This is a genomic window from Vibrio sp. V42_P2S4T144 (assembly GCF_009904715.1).
Classification (GTDB): Bacteria; Pseudomonadota; Gammaproteobacteria; order Enterobacterales; family Vibrionaceae; genus Vibrio; species Vibrio alginolyticus.
The window spans coordinates 1-21,586 of the sequence record NZ_WXWS01000554.1 but is presented as its reverse complement, the minus strand read 5'-3'; the positions used below and the strand labels follow the sequence as shown (position 1 = coordinate 21,586).

Below are 21,586 nucleotides of genomic sequence, written 5' to 3'. Positions count from 1 at the left end.
GCAGTATTTATTAAGCAGTAATAATAATGACAACAAACAACCAAAGCCTAGACCTTGAACCTTTGATTTTGCCAAACGCACCGGATTGGTTTCCGCTCGCTTGGGGATGGTGGGTGGTGCTTGCAGCCACCTTGCTCTTCGTTTTCGGCATTTGTCTTTATGTGAGATGGCGTAAAAAACACTTACGCGCAAAAAAGACAGCATTAACACTTTTAACTCAACCTACCGCGCCTCATACCCCCTCTTCTGCTCTGGAAATATTGCGCCAGGCAGCATTGAGTTACTTTCCGCGTGAAGAGATCGCACCATTAACCGGAATCGCTTGGTATGAATTTCTCGATAGCCATACCAAAGAGAGTCGATTCGTAGACAAACAACATCAGTGGCAAGAAGCGTTGTATCAGAATTCCTCCCAAGGGCATCATCAAAGCTTGATAGACGATTGTGTCTTTTGGATAACCTACGCTTTGCCACCAAAGAAAAAGGCAAATAACCGTGACTGAGCAAACACTCATAGCCGCTCTTGCCCAATGGCTAAACATTGAATTTGTCTGGTGGTGGGCACTGTTTTTGTTGCCCATCCCCTGGCTGGTATACAAGTTCCTGCCACAAGAATCTCAACAAGCCGAGATCAAATTGGCGTACTTACCAACCAATGAGAATCGCAGCAAGCCTAAGCAAGCGCTGCAAAAAGCACTTTCAATCGCGATCTGGGGCCTTCTTGTCGTCGCTTGTGCGCGTCCAGTTTGGTTTGGCGATCCCGTTGAATTCCAACCCAAGTATCGGGACTTGATGTTAGTCGTCGATCTGTCCGGTTCGATGCAGCAGGAAGACATGGAACTCAACGGCGAATATATCGATCGCCTCACAGCAGTCAAAAAAGTTCTGTCTGATTTCGTAGCAAAGAGAAAAGGTGACCGTCTCGGAGTTGTTTTGTTTGGCGACCATGCTTATTTGCAAACACCACTCACTGCAGACCGCAAAACCGTCATGCAGCAGATTAATCAAACCGTCATCGGCTTGGTTGGTCAACGAACCGCCATTGGTGATGGTATTGGTTTAGGCACAAAAACCTTTGTAGACAGTGATGCTCCGCAACGAGTCATGATTTTGCTCAGTGACGGCAGCAATACTGCAGGGGTGCTCGAGCCGCTAGAAGCAGCGGAAATTGCGAAAAAATACAACGCCACTATTTACACCGTGGGCGTGGGCGCTGGTGAAATGATGGTGAAAGAGTTTTTCATGACTCGCAAAGTCAACACCGCAGCCGACTTAGATGAACAAACACTGACTAAAGTGGCAGAGGTGACAGGTGGACAATATTTTCGAGCGCGAGATACAGAAGAGCTCGAAAATATTTATGACACCATCAACCAGCTAGAACCCGTATCTAGCGACACACAAACTTGGCGCCCACAGTCTGAATGGTTTCCATATCCATTAAGCGCTGCATTTGTATTATCGGTATTGTTATTCCTGTTAAGGAGAAAACATGGCTGAGTTTATTTTCCTCAATCCTTATTGGCTTTTGGGGCTCATCGTGATCCCTATCGCACTCTTGCTTAATCACAAATTTAGAGCCCAAAAATCCACACTGATTGCCCCTCACCTAGCGCGGATGCTCGGACAAAACACGCAGTCTAAGCATTACTTCACTCTATGGGGTTTAGCTTGGGCAATAACTTGCATTTCATTAGCGGGGCCAAGCTGGCAGTCCAATGCTCGACCAAGCTTTGAGTTAAACCAAAACCGTATCTTGGTGCTTGATATGTCTCGCTCTATGTTTGCTACAGACATCAAACCCAATCGGCTAGCACAAACACGTTATAAGGCGCTCGATTTGCTGCCTAAATGGAAAGAGGGAGCCACTGGACTTATTGCTTACGCTGGCGATGCCTATAACTTAAGTCCACTGACAACGGATTCCAGCACGCTTGCTGGCATTATCGAAAATTTGTCACCAGAGCTGATGCCTTTTCAAGGAGCAAACCTGCCTGCCGCGATTGAACTTGCGATCAACCAGTTTTCTCAAGCCGGCACGCAACAAGGCGATATCATCGTGTTAGCGGATGATCTTGATACGTCAGAGCTGTCTCGCGCGTTAGATTTAGTCCAAGGTACAAAGTTTCGCATTTCTGTTCTTGCCGTCGGGACTCCTAACGGTGCGCCTATCGCGCTGCCCGATGGCTCTCTGCTAAAAACTGCACAAGGCACTACCGTCGTAGCGAAAACAAATCTGAAAAATCTACAAACGCTAGCGAATAAGACTGGTGGCCTATTTGTTCCTATTCAGCACACCAACCGTGATGTGTTGAAAACATCGCGGCCTTTACCAATAACATTGGTAGCCAGCTTTCTGCGACCCAAAGCGAAGAAGTTAAAACTGATTCTCGTCTCAACAGTGGCTTTTGGTTACTGCCGTTGTTACTTATTCCTGCGGCTTTACTGTTTCGACGCGGCCTGATTTGGGTGGTAGTTGCGACTGTAGTCCCAGTAACGTGGACACCGCATGCAGAAGCTAATCCGTTCTTAAATGCCGACCAACAAGGAGCGGAACTCTACAAGCAAGGTGAGTATGAACAGGCGCAAAACCTATTTACAAACCCAAGCTGGAAAGGAGCCGCCAGTTATCAAAAAGGTGACTACGAAGCCGCTATCGAAGCATTTTCTCATGATGCCTCCCTTAACGGCCGCTATAACCTCGCCAACTCGCTCGCTCAAAATGGTCAATTAGAAGATGCGGCTGATTTGTATAAAAAACTGCTAGAGGAAAAGCCTAACTTTGAAGCCGCGAAGAAAAACCTATCGGTTGTAGAAGAAAAGCTAAAACAGCAACAGCAACAGCAACAGCAACAGCAACAGCAACAGCAACAGCAACAGCAACAGCAACAGCAACAGCAACAGCAACAGCAACAGCAACAAAAGTCTCAAAACGAAGGGAAAGAAGCGCAAGGACAACAGTCACAAAATCAGCAAGATTCTGAAAATAAAAAAGAAAAACAAAAAACGGAACAACATCAACCGCAACGAGATGACAAGCAAGTGAAGGATCAAGGTGAACCAATACAGGCTAAAGCGCATCCCGAAAAAATGCATCAGGATGATCCTGAGTTCCGTCGACTAGAAGCAGTAGAAAGTGCTCGCGACCCAAGCTTTTTGATCCGTGCGCAAATGCAACTTCAAGCGCAACAAAAACAACCTCCACAACAATCTCAAAAGGAGTGGTAAGCCTGTGATGAACAAAGGCGTAAAACTGGTCTTTATTTTTGTGGCCAGCCTAATATCCAGTTTCTCGGTGATGGCACAGACACTTCAAGCTAGTGTGAATAAAACACAAGTAGCCAAGAATGAAGTGATTAACCTCAGAATCATTTCAGATACTGAGCTCAGCTCAGACTCAATCGACTTCAATGTTCTAGAGAAAGACTTCTTCTTGGGTCAACCTCGTTATGGCCGCTCTAGCAATAACATTAACGGAAGAAAATCAGTGCGTACCGAGTGGAGTATCTCAATTGCACCAATGAAAGAAGGTGTTCTGACTATTCCAAGTTTTTCCGCTGATGGCATGAAAACGGAGCCGATCAAACTACGTGTCAACGCGAGCCAAACAGACCCCAATCTTGATGATCTATTTAGCTTCAATATTACGGTCGACAACAGTACGCTCTACCCTCAGCAATCTGCAACATTACGTATACAACTTCTAATTAAAGCGGACACTCGACGCCTAGATAACCCGCAAATAGTACCTCCGCAGATTGAAGGCATGAAGCTTGAGGCACTGGGTGGCTTACAACAAAGACAGAAGATCTTAAATGGGTTAGAAGTAGCGATCATAGAGCAGTCGTTTCGCTTAACGGCCAATCAACCAGGCACTTATACCTTGATAGGTCCTAAACTGACCGGTTCTTATATTTATGGCGACAGCTTGACGGGCTCAACCAAAATAATGCCTATCAACACCAAAGCGGAACGCATGCCAATCACGGTCAAACCGATTCCGAGCGAATTTAAAGGTGAATGGCTTCCTGCTTCAGCGTTAGAAATGACACAGAGCTGGCAAGACGATCAAGGTAATCTACTGTCGATTAACGCGATCAACACAGTAAAGCAAGGTTCTTCACTCACTCGAACCATTCAAGTTAAGGCTCGCGGTACACAAGCCGAATATCTGCCACGAGTCAATATTAGTTACCCGAGTTCACTGCGCGTGTATCCCGAACAACCTAAGTTCGATAGCGCGAGAGATGGCACCGTTACCATGACGGTGAAGCAAGTCATTATTCCTACAGAGGCCAGGAAATATACCTTACCAGGATACGACTTGAACTGGTGGGACAGTCAAAATGATGAAGCGAAGAAAACAACGTTACCAGAGCTAACATTAGACGTAGAGAAAAATGACACTGGGCTAATCACGTTGCCGGAATCGCCTCTTTCAGCACCTTTAGTGTCAACCCCTAGTCCTGAATCAAGCGGCGGTGTGAGCAGTCTCTGGCGAACGTTAACCTTTGTTTTCTTAGGGCTTTGGATAATGACATTGGGAATCGCTATTTGGGCATGGAAAAAGCGGTCAATAACAGCGAGTGGAACGGTTTCAAATACTGAACAACCACTTTGCATCGACGCGCTAAAAAAAGTCATCGAAGAGGGCGATGCTGCGAAAATTGAACGCTCTGTAAATGAGTATTTAACCACTCATCAAGACAGGTTAAACCCTGGTGACGTACAAGCAATTAAGCAAGAGCTTAATGCCATGAATCGAGCGCGTTTTAGTGCTAACCAACAACCTTGGAGCCCTGATTCGCTGCTAGCGAAAATTCAAAACCTTGGCAAAGCAAACGTAACAAAAACCGACCACCAACTCGAAAAGCTATAAATAACTAGATAACAATGGCAGCTCTCATGAGCTGCCCATTCTCTTATCCGGCCAAATTTGCTTTAGCGGTTTTATCTAGAGCACCAACCGCCGCCCCCTTCCCTATCAAGTTGCTCTTATGAACATCACTCACTCAACAAACACTTGGAGCTCGTATTCGTATCGCCTTACACAATTTCGCCCATGATTCTTCGCTTGATAGAGTGCCTTATCCGACAACTGATATAAATGGTCGAAATTAAAGTCTTTGCCTTTCGCTTTATAACAGGAGTAACCGACTGAAACGGTAAGTAACTCCCCTTCTGGGTTATGTCGATGTTTTATCCCCTCGCCCTCGATGCACTGACGAATGCACTCTGCTCTCAGTCGAACCTCCTCTTGCTCAGAACCAATCATGAGCAACGCAAACTCCTCACCACCGATACGGCAAAAAACTTCATCTTCACCTTTGGTATGATGATCCAAGATATAGCCAATTCGCATCAATGCAATATCGCCTTCGAGGTGACCATAGTGATTATTGAATAAGCCAAAATGGTCAATATCAATCAGGATCAGGCCAAACGACATGTCGTCTTCACACTCTAGGGCGCAATATTTTTGCATCACATGCTCTAACATGCGGCGATTACCAAGACGCGTCAAAGGATCGAGCTTAGAAAGTACCTCAAGCTGTCGATTGGCTTCCTCCAACTCTTTTGTTCGGTTCTGAACCTCCAGCTCTAAGTTTTCGTTTAATTCGCGAATCGCCTCTTGAGCTTGAGTACGTTGCAATACTTCAGCTAAGCTGGACGCGAACATACGAATCACTTCACGTAACTGAGAAGTTAAGGGCGCACGTGTCAGCAAATTATCAACAGCGATAAAGGCGATAGGACCACTGCTATTTGAAGTCAATACCGTCATCGCAGCCCAACCAAAGCCAACAATATTACAGTCATGATAAATAGGCACTGATTCTTCAAATGCGACTTCGTTTGGCATTGAGCGAGCCAGATTTATAAGAGAGAAATCTTGGGTTTCGCCAAAGAAGTAAGATTCATCCACCACGTTCCCTTGAATATCGGTACCCCACGTTCCTTGCATGTAAGAGCAATTTTCATCAGTTAAAAACACCGCCATTCGATCAATACCAAGATTTTTAATGGCGAAAGTGACGGCCGATTTGCATACTCCACTGACAGTAGTGCAACGTGATAACTCAACCATGCTTGAATGCAGCATGCGTACGTTTTGTTCTTGGCGCTTACGAATGTAAATTTGAGAGAAGAGTGAACCAAACGAGTCCAACATCTGTTTTTGATATGCCGTTATCGGCTTACGATGAATAAAGTTATCTAGCGCGAACCACCCAAACGGTTCATTGCCATCGCGTAAAATCAACATCGCATTCCAGCCCTGCCCGATGACCTTGCCTGCTGTGTATATTGGCGCGTCTTCTACAATAACTAAGTTGCTCTCAAGGCTAGATAACGCGGTGATATACTCCTCGCTAAGTTGGTGTAAATCATATTGTGTGTGAAATTCATCAATCGTAATTCCTGACTCATCCGTACCGTATGTACCACTGAAGCTACGCTTTTTCATATCGAGAAGCATCAGTGTAGAGCGATCAAACCCAAGTCGTTCACGTAACGCTTCGACGGCTTTGTAGTACAAGTCCTTTAAAGAATCAGGATTAGAGATTTCGAGTGCAACTTGCTGAACTAACTTCATATTTTCGATAAAGCGCTCGCGTTGGCTAATCTCATCAACATATTGCGCTTCACGAATATCTCTGTGCCTGATCTCTTTCGAGGCATTTTTTTCAGCACGAATACATTGCCAACGCGCCGCTGCGAGTTGCATTGCGTCGTAACTTTCTTCATAGATATTATGTGCTGTGCGAGCATGAACAGATTGAATCAGTAGGTAGGTACGTTTGATAGGCGTGTTGTCGAGCATCATGATGTAACTATCACCACCTAAATCTCGGGTGTGATTCCAATTACAAGTGTTGATCGCCAGAGGTATGATGCTTTCAGAGGTGTCAAACTGACTTGCCCACTCCCAGAATGTCTCAGGATAGTTTTGGGTTGGGTAAAGCTCTCCGCGAGAGAAGCTCATTGAATGACGAGGGTTAATTGAAGGATCTTCAAAAATAGCGAGGGCTTGAGGGGAGAACAGACTCTCTAAATGATCAAAGATTGCCTCCGCTAGCAACCGATGGTCCCTCGTTGAAGACACTTTTCTTGTAAAACTTCTTAAACTCACCCTACCAACCTAATCTACTTTTTTATCCTCGATAAAAAACTACTTAGGCCATGATATGCAATCAATACGTTCAAATTTGAGCTGTTAAGTCATTCGCAAAATTATCAGACTTAGTGTTACATTCGAGAGCTCTTCAGCACTTTTAAAGCCATGTTTCACATAAGTTACATGCTTTATAAACTGGGGAGGAAAGTTGTTCTTATTTACAAGATTTTTGTGTTGGTAGATGTTTTAAGCCTACGACTTAAAAAGAAAAAGGCCCCTCATCAAGAGGGGCAAAGTTACCATCGCTTATAGTTATTTAGTTATGCTTGTAAATACGGTGGATTAACCGAAATCACCATTTACGTAGCCTTGAGTACGGTCGTCTTGAGGGTTGCTAAAGATCACTTGCGTATCGTTGTGCTCAACCAGTTCACCCATTAGGAAAAACGCAGTGCGGTCAGAGATACGACGCGCCTGTTGCATTGAGTGAGTCACGATAACGATGGTGTAGTTCTTCTTTAGCTCTTCCATCAGTTCTTCGATTTTGTGTGTCGCAATTGGGTCAAGTGCCGACGTTGGCTCATCCATCAGAATCACATCCGGCTCCATCGCGATTGTACGTGCAATACATAAACGTTGCTGCTGACCACCAGAAAGACCGAATGCGTGTGATTTAAGGCGATCTTTCACCTCATCCCAAAGGGCAGCACCGCGCAGCGAACGCTCTACCACTTCATCAATTGTCTTTTTGTCTTTGATACCTTGAGCACGTAAGCCGTAAGCCACGTTCTCGTAAATGCTCATCGGGAATGGGTTTGGCTTTTGGAATACCATGCCGACTTTGATGCGAAGGTCAGCAACATCAATGTTGCCGTAAATATCTTCGCCGTCCATCGCCAATTTACCTGTAATTTTCACGCCTTCGATTAGATCATTCATTCGGTTCAAACAGCGTAGAAGCGTTGATTTTCCGCAACCTGACGGGCCGATAAGTGCAGTTACTTGGCGAACTGGAATTGGTAAGTTGATCGATTTCAGTGCTTGGTTGTCACCGTAGAATAGGTCTAGGTTTTCAATATCAAATTTGTTCATTGTCTTAATCTCTTAATTCTTGAATTCGTGTCTTTTAACGTGCGTTCTTAATTAGTGTTGTTAGTAAGTTGCGGTGTTAAAACGTCTAGCAATCAGTTTCGTTACCATGTTGATCAAGAGAACAACTACGATAAGCACTGTTGCCGTACCGTAAGCCTGATTCCATTCTTCAACGGTAAACAGTTCGGTAGTCAGTTTGTATAGGTGAACGGTTAGCGTACGACCTGAATCCAATAAAGAATCCGGAATACGTGCAACCATACCTGCTGTCAGGAATACTGGAGCAGACTCACCAATGACACGACCAATACTTAGAATGACCGAGGTTAAGATACCTGGCATTGCGCTCGGAAGAATCAAACGCCAGATAGTGTAAATCTTAGAAGCACCGAGGCCATAAGAGCCTTCACGGTACGTTTGTGGTACTGCCATCAGCGCTTCTTCCGTTGTACGGATGATAACTGGCAGGATTAGGATACTTAGCGTCAATGCACCCGACAGAATCGAGAAGCCAAGGCCAAGAATCGCCACGAAGAAAGTCATACCAAACAGGCCGAAAATGATCGACGGGATACCCGCCAATGACTCGGTACAGAATCGGATGATTTTCACCAAGCGACTGCCCACTTTCGCGTATTCGGTCAAGTAGATTGCCGTCATGATACCGAGTGGCGCTGCCACTGCGATAGAAGCGATAACCATGTAAATGGTCGCCACAATCATTGGGAAGATACCGTGCTCTTCACCTGTGCGCGTATAGTTATCAGTAATGAAGTTCCAATCTACGTGTTGTAGACCGTTTGATAGGATGTACCAGATAATCCAGAACAAGAAACCTACCGTTAGTGCTGCCGAGATCCAGACAAATGCGTTAAAGACATTATCTTTGAACTGGCGTGCTTTTTTTAGTTTTGCGCGATCCATAATAGTCACCTTTAACGAGCGATTACTTCGCTTTTTCTCGGTTTAGGTACAGTAGTACAGCGTTCAACGACATGATGAAGACCAGAAGTACTACACCTGTAGCGTAAAGTGCGTTCGCGTGAACACCACTTGCGTAAGACATTTCAATAGCGATGTTTGCAGTTAGTGTACGAGCCGAATCAAGGATGCCTTCTGGCATTGCCGGCGCGTTACCCATAACCATGATAATCGCCATGGTCTCACCCAACGCACGACCGATACCCAGTATCACACCTGTCATGATGCCTGAGCGAGCCGCTGGAACGAGCAACTTAAAGATGGTGTAGATTTTCGATGCGCCCAGTGCCAAAGAACCTTCTTTATAAGTACGAGGGACAGCGCGAATAGACGTTTCAGAAACCGTAATTACTGTTGGTAGAATCATCACACCAAGAACAATAATACCGGCCAAGATAGTGTTACCTGCAGGTACATCAAATACTTTCTGAATCAATGGAACGATAATAACCAGACCGAAGAAACCGTAGACCACTGAAGGAATACCGGCTAGCAGCTCAACCGCTGGACGGATAATGTCTGCTAATCGCTTTGGTGCGATTTCAGCGATAAAAATGGCGGTCAGAACACCAATTGGAACCCCAACAATGACAGCACCAGCCGTCGATACGATAGATGCCACAATCATGGTGGCGACACCGTAAAGCGCAGGTGGTAACCAGTTTTGTCCTAAGACAATGCCCGATACGCCTGCTTCTTGGAATGCCGGAATACTCTCTCGAACGATGAAGTATGCAATAACGGCCAATGAAACAATGCCGATTACGGCACTCGTTAGGAACAAGCCGTGGAAGATGCGCTCTTTCCAGTCTACACGACGCTTCTCGCGTAGGCCTGACTTGCTGATAGCTCTAGCGTCAGTATTCATAAGCTTTTCACTATTTGTTGCGATGGTCATTTAAAAATCTCACGGTTCTGGGCAATGCCGTTGAACACAATGGATAGAAAAGGCTCAGCCCGAAACGTTGGGCTGAGCAAACTTTAGAGTCCCGATGGGATTAGTTAACTGAGATGTAACCTTTTTGGTCAACTAGCGCTTGCGCTTCGTCAGTTAGCATCCAGTCTAGGAATTTTTGCGTTTCTGTTGATGGCTTGCCTTCTTTGTAAAGAACAAGGAATGGACGCGCTACTTTGTAAGAACCGTTTTTAACGTTAGCTACCGTTGCATCAACGCCGTCGATTGCTAGCGCATTAACAGTGTTGTCTACAGTACCAAGAGAAATGTAGCCGATTGCGTATGGGTTAGATGCAACCATTGTTTTCAGTGCGCCGTTACCGTTTGCAACTTGAGCACGTTGAGAGATAGCTGATACTTTCTTACCAGAAATCTTCATTTTTAGAGACATGATGTCTTCAAATGCGCCACGAGTACCAGAAGCCGTGTCACGAGTAATGGCTACGATTGGCTTGTCTGCACCACCGACTTCTTTCCAGTTTGATACTTCGCCTTTGTAGATTGCAGTCACTTGCTCGGCTGTTAGACCTGGCAGTTTGTTTTGTGGGTTAACAACCACTGCGATACCATCACGAGCAACCACTTCTTCGATTAGTGTTGATTCTTTTTCAGAGTCTTTTAGATTACGAGAAGACATACCAAGGTCTGCTGAACCATTTTTCGCTGCTTTTACACCAGCTGAAGAACCAGGACCTTGAACTTCGATAAATACGTTAGGGTTCTTCTTCATGTACGTTTCAGAGAAAACTTCCATCAGTGGAGTTACGCTGCTAGAACCCACTGCAGAGATAGTTTCTTTAGCAGAAACAGGAGTCACTGCCATTGCGCCTAGAAGTGCGATTGCACCGATTACTGTCTTTTTCATCACAATTTCCTTAAGTGGCTTTATTGCCGTTGTGTTTCACTTGAACGGTGCTCACTTTAGAATTTGAATATGACAGTTGTGTTTCACTTAGTTGAACCCTCTATGACACGTTGTCATTTCTAACTATTAATTCCGCGACTTATCCCTCTCTCAATTTGAACGTAACGTTTTTATAACGTTGCCTCATGTTCAAGATGATAACCCCATCGATTTTGGTACATTTCATAACAATTAGATATGAGTAACTCATTGATTTGGCAAATATAACAATTAAAATCGAAATGCTTATTTATAAAAAAGATAATAATCAAACCGATAGAGGGTCAATCTCATGCGTCAATTTCTTAGTACGCTTTCTATTAAACTTCAGGTTTTTCTGCCTGTTCTATTCACAGTTATATTACTCATCATTGGACTGAGTGTCGGAATCGGTAAACTCGATCAAGCATTCAATAAGGTTTCGGCTTCCACCCATAAGCTAATCATTCACAAAGAGGAACTTAGCGGCATCGTAGACAACACTTACGCCATGCGCATCAAAGCCATTTATAGTCTATTTAGAGCCGAAGATGTTCAGTCTCTCAACCAAGAGCTTTCTGAGCGACAAAACAAAAACCGCGATTTTCTTAACTCCATCGACAATCTCCCTGGCGTTCAAAATGAAGTCAATGCTATGCGTAAGGCCATGAATCACTATGTTGATTTCACTCGCGTTACCATGACACCTCTGCTCACCACTAAACACACTTCTGATTACACCACCTCTGATTTCAATCAAAAGTACGAATCTGCAATGGCTGAGTATCGATTAGCTGGCGAAGCGATGATCAACGCCATCGACAAACTATCTAAACAATTGAATCAAATCGTCACCGATGAAGTCGAAACGAATGGCGAACAACATTCAACCACGCTAACTTACAGCGCCGTCTCGCTTGCGGTGATCTTGAGTGCCGCTTCACTTATTAGTTGGGTACTCGCCAGCTACATCGTTGCGCCGATTCGTAACCTTCAAGTAACGATGCAGGAAGTCGCGAAGGGAAACCTACTAGTTAAGGCCGAAGCCATCGGGAAAAACGAAGTGTCTCAGCTGGCTCGAGATGTAAACCAGACCATAGAAAAACTACGTGAAACTGTAAGCGCATTGGTTCGCATTAGTGAAGATGTGGCATCAGCATCAACCGAGTTAGCAACTGTTATGACTCAAAGCAGCGTCAACTCGGATCAAGAAAAGCAAGAAGTTGAGCAAGTAGCCTCGGCGATCAATCAGCTAGAGTCGACCGCAGCTGAAGTATCGACCAATGCACAAGAAGCCGATAGTGCATCAAATCAAGCACGTACGTTAACCTCACAAAGTATAAGCATGTTTGGGGAAAGTACTCGCGCAAGTGAAAAGATGGCGGAACAACTTAACGAAGCCGCTGCCGTCGTGACTTCGCTAAAAGATCAATCAGAACACATTGGTCGCGTGATCGAAGTGATTGAAGGTATTTCTGAGCAAACGAATCTACTTGCACTGAATGCAGCGATTGAAGCTGCACGAGCGGGCGAAAGTGGCCGAGGCTTTGCGGTAGTGGCCGATGAAGTACGTATGCTGGCAGCGCGAACTCAGGAGTCCACCAAAGAGATCCAAACCATTATAGAAGAGCTACAGCAACAATCTGGTCACGCAAATGAAAGTATGCATTCCAGCTTAGCCATGTTGTCAGACAACCAAGCTCTGACACAAGAAGTTAGCCAATCACTTGCTAATATCAGTAATGCTATCGCCGATCTGAACTCAATCAACACTCAAGTTGCAACCGCATCAGAAGAGCAGAAACAGGTCACGGCTGATATCAACAACAACTTAACGAACATCTATGAACTAGTGAGCCAGAACGTCACTGGCATTACGCAATCCGCTGCTGCCGCTCAAGAGTTGTCTGGTTTAGCAGAAAATCAAAAACATCAACTTAAGCAGTTCCAAGTTTAAATACTCTGCTCAACACGATAAGTTCCAAAGGTTAGAAAAGAAAAAGCTCCGCACTGGCGGAGCCTATCATAAAGGCAAAGCTATCAACCCTTATTAACGTAATAATTATTATTCATCTGTCACTAACAAGAGAGAGCTTTTGAAACTTGAGTTTAACGGATCTCTATTGAAAACCTCACCATTAGTCGTATCAAAAGTTGCAACATGCTTACCGTCGCCATTAGGTGTGTTGCTCCAGACATAACGCCCTAGAACATCATCTCCATCTTTCAGACTATAGCCGCTAGCAAACCCTGTACTATTTATGGCTGGGCTGTGGCAAGCTCGCTCAGTTAGAGATACTAGCTCTTTGATATTTGCTAGTCGCCAATTTTTTTTGTCAGCAAAATTGTGAAGAGGATGGTTGCCGTCCTTATTACGAATTTGTTTGGCTGTGGAGAGAGCGAGTTGCCATGACATTGTAGATCGCGTCCCCTGGCATTCTTGGTTTCCTACATTCCATGTCATACCAACTGGACAGCGCATCCATGTTAGACCTGTTTTCAGGTCAGTTACGGTACCGCTCTCAGAATATGTATAACGCGTGTTAGGTGCCGTTTTAGCAAAGTCAGTAGAACACTCTTGTGCAGCTATTGCAGTTTGAGAAGCCAAAGTAAGAGATAGTACAGTTATTAATTTCTTCATCTTATTGCCCCTTAACTGCGACTAGACGGATTGGGAATTGGTAAGAATCATCGGCACCCGCACTTGTGTTGCTTGATCGAATCTCGACGTATGAAATAGTGCCTCTATCTTTGCCCCGGGAGACAATCGCAGGGAAATAAATCTCGCCATCAATAAGTTGTGATGATGCATTCGTAAACTTAAAGTCGCTATGCCAAAACGCACCATATCCTAAATAAGGGCTACCTATGGTTTGCTGTGGAAAGTATTTAACATTAAAACCATAGACGTTGTATTTTGCATATTCATCGTTCGGAGCAAACAGTGTTTGTTCACCAAAGTCTAGTAAGTCATAAGTCTCACGGTAAGTAGGCAAGCGCCAACCAGTGATTCCACATAACGATTGTTTGTTTATGTACTGAACATATTGGCTAGTGGTACAAACTTCATCACCAGCGTCTTTACAACCTGCAAGCTCTACATCTTTGCTAAATGGCTTAAATGTTTCAGACTCAAACGCAAATAGGCGATCTTTAAATTGAACTGAGCTCGCATCCGCACTTTTGTTTTCCCAAACAAGACCAGTACGCTCGTCCATAGTACAAGCCCACTCAGTCGCATCTGCAGCTAAAGCAGCACCTTGTGAATCTAACTTAACGAACTTAAAGCCTGCGCCTGTCGACGTTTGCTTGTCCTCTTTGTCGAAGCCGTACTCCGCATCTTGACCAGGGTAAGACGCTTGAACCTCTGCTACGTCTGCTGCTCCTTCAGCAAAATAAAGAACGGCGCCCGTATCGTTACTACCAACCGTTTGTTCAGCAACCGCTACAATTTCTTCAGCAAATGCACTCACTTCCACTTCAGACAGAAGATCAGAGGCCAATGATTTACCCTGGAAGCTAAGGCTTTGAGCAAGCAGCGCTACGCCTTGGGTCATTTGTTGTGGCTGCATTGCAGCTAATAGTGCAACCGTGTTTTGCTCTAGCTTATCTAGCTCGCTGGCTTCTGCGTTAGACATTACCGTTCCAGACAGAGAAACACCGGCATCGGTGAGTTGTGCTTTCACAATCTCTTCAGCTTGAGCAACGGTTTTACCGTCAACCACAAGACCTGCGAGCAACGTTGTTACACCATTGACCGTGTTACCCGTTGCTAAGTTTTGGCCCGGAGCCGCAAGACGCAACGTTTGGTTCGAACCTTGATCAACTTGAGCAAGAATGGTGCTGGTTAGTACGTTTCTGTCGCTTGAAGTCAGGCTAAATTTACCGGCATTATCCGTTTTAGCACTCGGCTCGGTCGTATCACAAACGTAGTTTTGGTTTAAATCGATGCACACTGGCGTATCAAGAAGTGTACCTGCAGAAACGATGGTGCCAGCTACATCATAGGTCGGTGCCGACGTGTCACCACCAGAACCACCGCCACAGCCAGCTAGGGCTAGTGACATAGCAACGAAAGAATATTGAAACTTCATAGATTTTATCTTCTTTTGATTTTAATTAACGAGAGCGAATCACTCTCACCATTGAAAGCAGGAAAAGTCCTAACAAGGTCCAAGGCGAACCACTGCCACCTGAACCACCGCCACTGCTTTCTTTAGTGGTATCAGCACTACACTGATACTGAGCAAAGTGACTCACACCCCACTCTTTCAACACCCCAGAGTTCCCTGACACGCGGTCAGACACTTCGAGACGCCAAGTACCCCAACTCGGTTGACCGACAAGTGCTTGTAACTCCTCGTCATACTGAGCGGTGAAGTAACCTTTAAATCCTTTGGTATTGCTTGATTGATGGCTAAGTAGCACGACCGATTTGCCTTGTGGAGACACTAGCGTCACTTGCAGATCTTGCAGTGAGTCATGTTCGATGTTCAGGTAAACCGCAAACGAATCATCAATCGTGCGTGACTTGTCCGATAGCGTCTGAGAGAACAGTCTGTCGCCCTGCTCCGGTAAAGCGGAATTCACTGATTGAGGCTGGATATCAAGCTCTGGCGTACCATTAACCAGCATCACCTGTTCACTCCACTGGTGAGTCTTTAGGCCTTCAGCAAATTGATAATCCAATGAAATAGAGGAATCGAATTGCGTGCCACATGCTAGACCGCTTGGTAACGCCACCTTCATTGAGGTCAAGTCAGAAAGCGTTTCATCAAAGTCGAAAACAGATGCGTTGTTTAGCTTCCATTGCCCTTTGATGCTCGCTTCACGGCCAGTTTGGCTCAGGCTCAAACCAACGTCTTGACCTTGTGCGATGTATCGAGCGTCATAGCGAACACGAAGAGGTGCTTTAAGTAAGTTGTGTCTGTTGAAGCTGTCCGTCAGGAATTGGGCGTAGTCTTTATTTGGGAACAAGGTGTTTGCGGCAAACACGGTCGACTCCGCCAGATCATGCATTTTCACGCCACGACCAATGCCGTACATGCCTTCAAGAACAATGGCGTCAAACTCGCGGAACACCCTATCGGTATCATCACCGTATCGTTCAACCGATGCTTTAAGCGCTTGAAACAGCGGCGTTGACCATAGCTCGTCACCTAGTTCACCGCCCACACTGACGTGCGCTGGGTACTCTGAGCTCTCGAAGTAACGTGCTCTTTGGTTCCATAAGCTACGAGTTGTTTTGCGTGTTCCGAACACACCGTCCCAGTTGAACACCGTATCTAACTCGAATTCTTGACCACGACGCGAAGCATCCAAATATTGAATGCGGTAGCTCGCGCTGCCCGCCCAGTAATCAGCAAAACCCTCTGCGATAGCACCAGTGTGACCGTACGCCCAATCCGGTACGATTTGGTAATGAATGCCATGCCCAAGCTCGTGTATCACGACATCAGCATCGACTGCATCCGGAGAAACACCACCGACACCCAGCATGAGTGCTTTCGGACCGTAATAGTAAGTAGAGTTATCTTTTGATAAACCGCGAGCATCAAAACGAAGCGGTTCATCAAACAAGTCGTAAGTCAGGCTTGTCAGATATTGGATCGAGCTATCAAGATGATAAAAAGCCATCAACTGTGGGAACGCATTGTCACCAAACTCGGTGCTTTGCATCTCATCAACACTGTCAAATGCTTGAACCCCTTCTGCGCTGAGGAAGTCCAACGTATCGAGTACAGGCGCTTCACCAGGTGCTGGGGCTGAAAATAAACCCGTCGCATCCACTTGCTTTAATCTTGGGTTAGAGAGATAGAACTTACCTCCCGACTTTAAAACCTCAATCGACTTGGTGACGTACTCGATCGGCTGAGGGTAATCGGACAGTGCTGACCATGTCGATTCTGGTGCCGCTTGCTGTTGCATGGTGCGCAGATCTGGGTTGAATAAAGAAACCTCAACATCAACCAGACTTCCAGAGCTCAAAGCCGGTGGCTCTTGTGCTTGCAGTTGGCGAGGCGATTCCAATTCCATTGCAACCGTTGGTTTACCGTTGCGAATTATCGTATCTTCAAGGCTCTTAAACACTCGCACAACGTGATGATTTTTATCAGTTGTTACTACAAGGGCACGCTGAGATTGATATTCACCGTTAACCCAAACATCAAAATTGTAATGCTCACCAAGCTGAGACTGGGTTTTGTAACGGAACTTAAACTCGCCCGCTTCTGAGTAGTGGCTGTCTAAATAAGTTTTCGCTTGCGCTTCATTGGTCACCACAGAATCCGTTGTGGGATAATCCCACTCTGCAGACAGCGCCGCAGGGGTACATGCAATAAGCAGTGAAAACGCCAATGGTTTTAGCTTCATGATTTCGTCCTAGAATTCGTATTTTGCAGTCAGCGTGAAGTAGCGCCCTGGCTCAGTTGAGTAACGCTTACTTTCCTCAGCGATACCCGCTACGTCTTGGTATCGGATGTATTCTTTGTCGAACAGGTTGATGATGTTTGCGCTAACACGAAGGTCTTTGGAAACGTGGTAAGTTGCGCCAATATCAAACGTATTCCACGCACTTGTCTGCGCGCACTCTGTCGCTAGACCAAGCGTGGTCTGGCATTTAGGAACGCGATCCATGGCCGCGGCCCAGTTCCAAGCCACGTAAGCATTGAAGTCTTGGTCGGCGTATTTCAGTTGAGCGTTACCTTCGAATGGCGTAATGCTTCGAACGTATTCACCTTCCGCGTCTTTGCCATCTACGTAGCCAAACTTGGTGCTGATGTTCCATCGCTTAGTGATCGCGTAACCTGCAGAAAGCTCTGCACCATACGTCTCGACACCATCGAGGTTTTGGTATTGTTTAATGTAATTACCATTGCTTGAGTCAAAGCCCGTGGTCACAACGTCGATGAAGTTTTCAAACTTGTTGTAGAACAAAGACGCATAGACATACGCACGACCGTTATCGAACTTGTTACCGATTTCAAATGAGTCGGAAGTTTCAGCTTCTAGATCCATGTTTGGTGCAATTACAAACGGCGTGAGCGGCACAAAGTCGTGGCTTACGAAGCCATACGCTTTATCGTATTCCGGAGCACGGTAACCATGGTTATAAGATACATAAGCAATGTTGTTGGCAAACATTTCACGAGAAACCGACAGGCTTGGAGATACCTCTGAGCTATCCATGTCTTTTAATGGGAAGCCGCCCACTTCACCCGCACCGTCTGGCGTGAGACGGTGCGCATCAAAGCGTAGGCCACCTGTGATGGTCCATTTATCCAGTTCCACCATGTCTCGAACGTACAAACCAATGTTATAAGCACGAGCAGGAGCGAAAGGTTGTTTGGTCGAAGGTGTTACTCCGTTCCAATCAATCTTGGAGTCGCTATCTGTGCGTTCGTAATAGTCAGTAGAAAGCTCGACACCGTAAGCCAATTGGTGCTCAGCATTTGCTCCATAAATCGTATTAGTGAAATCGCCACGGAAGCCAATTGTTTCGTCAATGAAGGTTTTGTGTTCCAGCTCGCGACGCTTGGTGATCAAACCATTGTGATCCACTTGGCGCATTAAACGGTTGGTGTCTTCCACCACTTCGGTGTGACGCCAGTAAACTTTGGTATCCAACTCTTCGAACCAAGTTGGATTAATCGGAGTCACCTCTGCACCAATATAAGCGCTGTACTCTTCTGTGGTTTCATCCTCAGCAAAGTCTTCAATATGCCAAATTCCATCAGGTTGAATGGACGGTGAACCCTCCAAACGCTCTTGGTTCTGGGTGTAGAGTTCAGCTTTCGCTTTCAACATCACCTCTTCATTGAAAAAGTGGTTGATCGTATAAGCACCGCTGTAACCATCGAGGTCGCGGTTATACAAATCTTCATCAAAGTTACGTGTCTCTTGCCCCTGCCAGTATGAAACGTTAAACAAACTCTCTGTATCACCGGAACGAAAAGCTAGATTACTCGTGCCTTTGTACTTGTTGCTGATATCGGTGTAAGTACCGGAAACATCGGTGTAGAAGTCTTTGTCTTTTAAGAAATCACCCGGCTGACTGGATTCTAAAATCACCACACCGCCGATCGCGCCAGAGCCATGCACCGAAGAACTTGCCCCTTTAATGATTTGCAGCGATTCAAAATTGGATAAATCAAAAGTATCTCTCCCAACTGCATCATTAATGTCATTCGCACCGAAGCCATCCGCAGAACGAATGCCATCACGAACGATCATAATGCGGTTACCCGTCATACCACGGATGGTAATGTTTTGCGGACGTCCTGCACCGCCCGTCACACTTACACCAGGTTCGTTACGCAGCACGTCATATAGCTCGGTCTCGCCTCTTTCTTCGATTTGCTCGTTTGTGATAACCGCGACACTACCTGCCACTTTTGACAATGGTTGATCGATTTTATTGGCGGTTACCACCACCTCTTCCATTGAGAAAACCTTAGATTCGGCGTGCACTTGACTGGCAGCAAGTACCGAAAGTACTGCCGCTGACACTGGGGTAAGCTTCATTTACTGCTCCGCTTTAGATGTTTTAATGAGTGATAGTAGAAATGCGTATTCTTTTGCTTGTTGTTCTTGCGCTTGTCGTGGGTCCATTTGGTGGCCCGAATTAAAATCAGTTTGCAACAAGTACGGCCCGTTGCGCTCACTTAACGCTGAAACTTTAGCCAGATACTTTGCGCCTTCCCAATATGGCACGCGCTGATCAATTAAACCGACTTGAACAAACATGGGTGGGTAAGCGTCTTTATGGATATTGAGAATCGGATCGTACGCCTTCATTAACGCCAATTGTTCAGGTTTGGTTGGGTTACCCCATTCGCCATACTGCTGTGTGGTAAGCGGAAGTGAGGTATCCGACATACTTGCAACCACATCAACAAAAGGCACTTTAAGTACGGCACCTGAAAACAATTTAGGATCTTGATTAACCGCTCCGGCCACCAACGTGCCACCAGCACTAGAACCGATGGCGAAAACCTCTCTATTGCCACGTTCGAATGTTTGCAGCGCCTTCGCGGCCGCGACAAAATCACCAATAGAATTGGCTTTTCGCACACCACGGCCTTGCTCGTGCCATTCATCGCCAAAGTACCCACCGCCACGGACATGGGCGATAGCGTAAATCACACCTTGGTCGAGTAAACTGATAACCTGAGGCATAAAGTACGGTTTCATCGTAAAACCATACGCGCCGTAACCGTAAATCATCACAGGAGATTGTGGGTGCAATTTGTCTTTGCGATACGCCAAAGAGACCGGGACAGAAACGCCGTCGTGCTTAATAAAAATACGTTGGGATACATAACGCTGACTATCAAAGTCTTGGTAAGCATCTTGAGAGTACAAGGATTTATTCAGCGTTTTTACATCGAACTCTTCCCACTGAGGAGGCGTAGTCATCGACATGCTTCGGATACGAATCTTGTTTGATTCAAAATCGCCCAACGTGCTTAGCCAAGCGACATTACCATCGTGTTCCAATGGCAGTATCACTTTTTCCTGACCTTGGTAAGAATACACCGTCAAAGTCGACACATTGTTTGGCTTGCTAAGTGCCACAACTCCTGCATCATAAAGGTAGAACTGTTCAAGCGGCTCACGAGGATTGGTGAAGCGTTGCCATGTTGCGCCAAGCGGTGCGAGTTCGACTTGGTAAAGGGCGAACTTTCCTTCAAGGTTGCTTTTCAGATAAATGTAACCTTTCGCCACATCCGCGTAATATTCCACACCCACTTCAGGCTTTCGCAATGAATCTGAGACAGTGCCCGTTTCTAGGTCGACAAGCTTCTGCTCTGTTGTTGACTCGTTGTTGCTTTGCAGCACAGCATAACGGCTATCTGCCGCACGATAGAAAGAAAGTAACCAATCTGACTTGGGTTCATTCCATAGGACTGTTTTTGCCAAAGATTCAGTGGAGATACGTAAGATCTGATGAGGTCGCTGAGTGCGCTTTTCCTTTGCAACGAGGAATGCCACTTTCCCGTTAGGTGACAACAATACGCCACTATCGACGTGCGTCACCAGTTCCGTAGATTGACCGGAGAGTAAATCAACAACCACGGCGCGATATTGTTCGCTGCCGTCGATATCTTCCGTGAAAAGTAATGTGTCACCATTCACTTGCCATTGACCAAGTTGGTAGTACTGATGCGCAGATTGTCGTTTATCGAAATCGAACACCACGTTTTCTGGCGCATGTTGACTCGCACGGGATAACAGTAAGTAACGACCATCGCGACGCGTTAGCGTCCACTCTCTTCCACTCATGATCGACCATGGCTTATCACCTTTGTCTGCCACCATGGTACCCCACTGCGTGAGTAGGTTTTTTGTCAACGTCTGATAACTTTTTTGGTGCTGTTCAGTTTTGTGGTTTTGTTCTGTTAGGTAGGTAAGAACTCGCTCATCTTTACGAGCATCATCTCGAAGCCAGTTGAAATCATCAGCAGCAAAGCCAGAACTAGAGGTAATTATGAGCCCTAAAAAAACATGAGTAAATTTCATATAGAGAGCGAATTCATTTATAGGATTAATACAATGG

14 protein-coding genes and 1 pseudogene are annotated in these 21,586 nt (G+C 45.7%); 5 read left to right on the top strand and 10 right to left on the bottom strand.

Translation table 11 applies throughout. From position 1 onward, the window contains the following. Positions 1-26 precede the first annotated feature (26 nt). The 4 genes and pseudogenes from CAG68_RS18435 (at position 27) to CAG68_RS18420 (ending at position 4,879) form a co-directional block, all read left to right on the top strand. Complete coding sequence (locus CAG68_RS18435) at positions 27-503, top strand: DUF4381 domain-containing protein (protein ID WP_161441483.1); 477 nt, start codon at positions 27-29, stop codon at positions 501-503. After that, complete coding sequence (locus CAG68_RS18430; protein ID WP_161441482.1) at positions 496-1,500, top strand: vWA domain-containing protein; 1,005 nt, start codon at positions 496-498, stop codon at positions 1,498-1,500. The genes CAG68_RS18435 and CAG68_RS18430 overlap by 8 nt, the downstream gene beginning before the upstream one ends. Beyond that, a pseudogene (locus tag CAG68_RS18425) lies at positions 1,493-3,228 on the top strand (VWA domain-containing protein). Before CAG68_RS18430 ends, CAG68_RS18425 begins: the two are co-directional and overlap by 8 nt. Positions 3,229-3,232: 4 nt before the next feature. After that, positions 3,233-4,879, top strand: a complete 1,647-nt coding sequence (locus CAG68_RS18420; RefSeq protein WP_161441481.1) for a BatD family protein — start codon at positions 3,233-3,235, stop codon at positions 4,877-4,879. A gap of 129 nt (positions 4,880-5,008) precedes the next feature. On the opposite strand, the gene CAG68_RS18415 is transcribed toward CAG68_RS18420, so the two are convergent. The 5 genes from CAG68_RS18415 to CAG68_RS18395 all read right to left on the bottom strand — a co-directional run bounded on the left by CAG68_RS18415 (position 5,009) and on the right by CAG68_RS18395 (position 11,010). Then, complete coding sequence (locus tag CAG68_RS18415) at positions 5,009-7,132, bottom strand: sensor domain-containing diguanylate cyclase (protein WP_161441480.1); 2,124 nt, start codon at positions 7,130-7,132, stop codon at positions 5,009-5,011. Positions 7,133-7,459: 327 nt separating this feature from the next. Beyond that, positions 7,460-8,209 carry a phosphate ABC transporter ATP-binding protein PstB gene (gene pstB, locus CAG68_RS18410; RefSeq protein WP_005375156.1) on the bottom strand — a complete coding sequence of 250 codons (750 nt, stop codon included), beginning with the start codon at positions 8,207-8,209 and terminating at the stop codon, positions 7,460-7,462. 60 nt (positions 8,210-8,269) lie between these two features. Further along, on the bottom strand, positions 8,270-9,133 hold the full coding sequence (gene pstA, locus CAG68_RS18405) for a phosphate ABC transporter permease PstA (protein ID WP_005383923.1): 864 nt from the start codon (positions 9,131-9,133) through the stop codon (positions 8,270-8,272). Between the two features lie 22 nt (positions 9,134-9,155). Then, entirely contained in the window at positions 9,156-10,088 is a 933-nt protein-coding gene (gene pstC, locus CAG68_RS18400) for a phosphate ABC transporter permease subunit PstC (RefSeq protein WP_005375154.1), read from the bottom strand. A 100-nt stretch (positions 10,089-10,188) separates the two neighbouring features. Beyond that, complete coding sequence (locus CAG68_RS18395) at positions 10,189-11,010, bottom strand: phosphate ABC transporter substrate-binding protein (protein WP_005375153.1); 822 nt, start codon at positions 11,008-11,010, stop codon at positions 10,189-10,191. Between the two features lie 331 nt (positions 11,011-11,341). Here CAG68_RS18395 and CAG68_RS18390 point away from each other — a divergent pair, with 331 nt between their 5' ends. Continuing rightward, positions 11,342-12,985 (top strand): methyl-accepting chemotaxis protein, encoded by a 1,644-nt coding sequence (locus tag CAG68_RS18390; RefSeq protein WP_054574928.1) that lies wholly within the window; start codon positions 11,342-11,344, stop codon positions 12,983-12,985. Positions 12,986-13,093: 108 nt separating this feature from the next. Here CAG68_RS18390 and CAG68_RS18385 read toward each other — a convergent pair whose 3' ends face one another. From CAG68_RS18385 to CAG68_RS18365, 5 genes are read right to left on the bottom strand one after another with little or no spacing between them, the layout of a single operon-like run. After that, positions 13,094-13,669, bottom strand: a complete 576-nt coding sequence (locus CAG68_RS18385; RefSeq protein WP_005375151.1) for an Lcl C-terminal domain-containing protein — start codon at positions 13,667-13,669, stop codon at positions 13,094-13,096. 1 nt (position 13,670) lies between these two features. Next, positions 13,671-15,122, bottom strand: a complete 1,452-nt coding sequence (locus tag CAG68_RS18380) for an Lcl domain-containing protein (RefSeq protein WP_086047251.1) — start codon at positions 15,120-15,122, stop codon at positions 13,671-13,673. 25 nt (positions 15,123-15,147) lie between these two features. Next, the gene (locus tag CAG68_RS18375) at positions 15,148-17,400 is read right to left on the bottom strand and encodes a proprotein convertase P-domain-containing protein (RefSeq protein WP_086047250.1); all 2,253 of its coding nucleotides are present in this window, start codon (positions 17,398-17,400) and stop codon (positions 15,148-15,150) included. A 9-nt stretch (positions 17,401-17,409) separates the two neighbouring features. Then, positions 17,410-19,551 carry a TonB-dependent hemoglobin/transferrin/lactoferrin family receptor gene (locus CAG68_RS18370; protein ID WP_085569371.1) on the bottom strand — a complete coding sequence of 714 codons (2,142 nt, stop codon included), beginning with the start codon at positions 19,549-19,551 and terminating at the stop codon, positions 17,410-17,412. Continuing rightward, a complete protein-coding gene (locus CAG68_RS18365; protein ID WP_086047249.1) occupies positions 19,552-21,549 on the bottom strand; it encodes a prolyl oligopeptidase family serine peptidase in 1,998 nt (665 codons plus the stop codon). Positions 21,550-21,586: the final 37 nt, after the last annotated feature.

Excerpts from the sequence above, each read along its gene's own strand:
- pstB (WP_005375156.1), bottom strand. The coding sequence starts at position 8,209 with ATGAACAAATTTGATATTGAAAACCTAGACCTATTCTACGGTGACAAC.
- CAG68_RS18435 (WP_161441483.1), top strand. The coding sequence starts at position 27 with ATGACAACAAACAACCAAAGCCTAGACCTTGAACCTTTGATTTTGCCA.
- pstC (WP_005375154.1), bottom strand. The coding sequence starts at position 10,088 with ATGACCATCGCAACAAATAGTGAAAAGCTTATGAATACTGACGCTAGA.
- CAG68_RS18375 (WP_086047250.1), bottom strand. The coding sequence starts at position 17,400 with ATGAAGCTAAAACCATTGGCGTTTTCACTGCTTATTGCATGTACCCCT.
- pstA (WP_005383923.1), bottom strand. The coding sequence starts at position 9,133 with ATGGATCGCGCAAAACTAAAAAAAGCACGCCAGTTCAAAGATAATGTC.
- CAG68_RS18370 (WP_085569371.1), bottom strand. The coding sequence starts at position 19,551 with ATGAAGCTTACCCCAGTGTCAGCGGCAGTACTTTCGGTACTTGCTGCC.
- CAG68_RS18390 (WP_054574928.1), top strand. The coding sequence starts at position 11,342 with ATGCGTCAATTTCTTAGTACGCTTTCTATTAAACTTCAGGTTTTTCTG.
- CAG68_RS18380 (WP_086047251.1), bottom strand. The coding sequence starts at position 15,122 with ATGAAGTTTCAATATTCTTTCGTTGCTATGTCACTAGCCCTAGCTGGC.
- CAG68_RS18385 (WP_005375151.1), bottom strand. The coding sequence starts at position 13,669 with ATGAAGAAATTAATAACTGTACTATCTCTTACTTTGGCTTCTCAAACT.
- CAG68_RS18395 (WP_005375153.1), bottom strand. The coding sequence starts at position 11,010 with ATGAAAAAGACAGTAATCGGTGCAATCGCACTTCTAGGCGCAATGGCA.
- CAG68_RS18365 (WP_086047249.1), bottom strand. The coding sequence starts at position 21,549 with ATGAAATTTACTCATGTTTTTTTAGGGCTCATAATTACCTCTAGTTCT.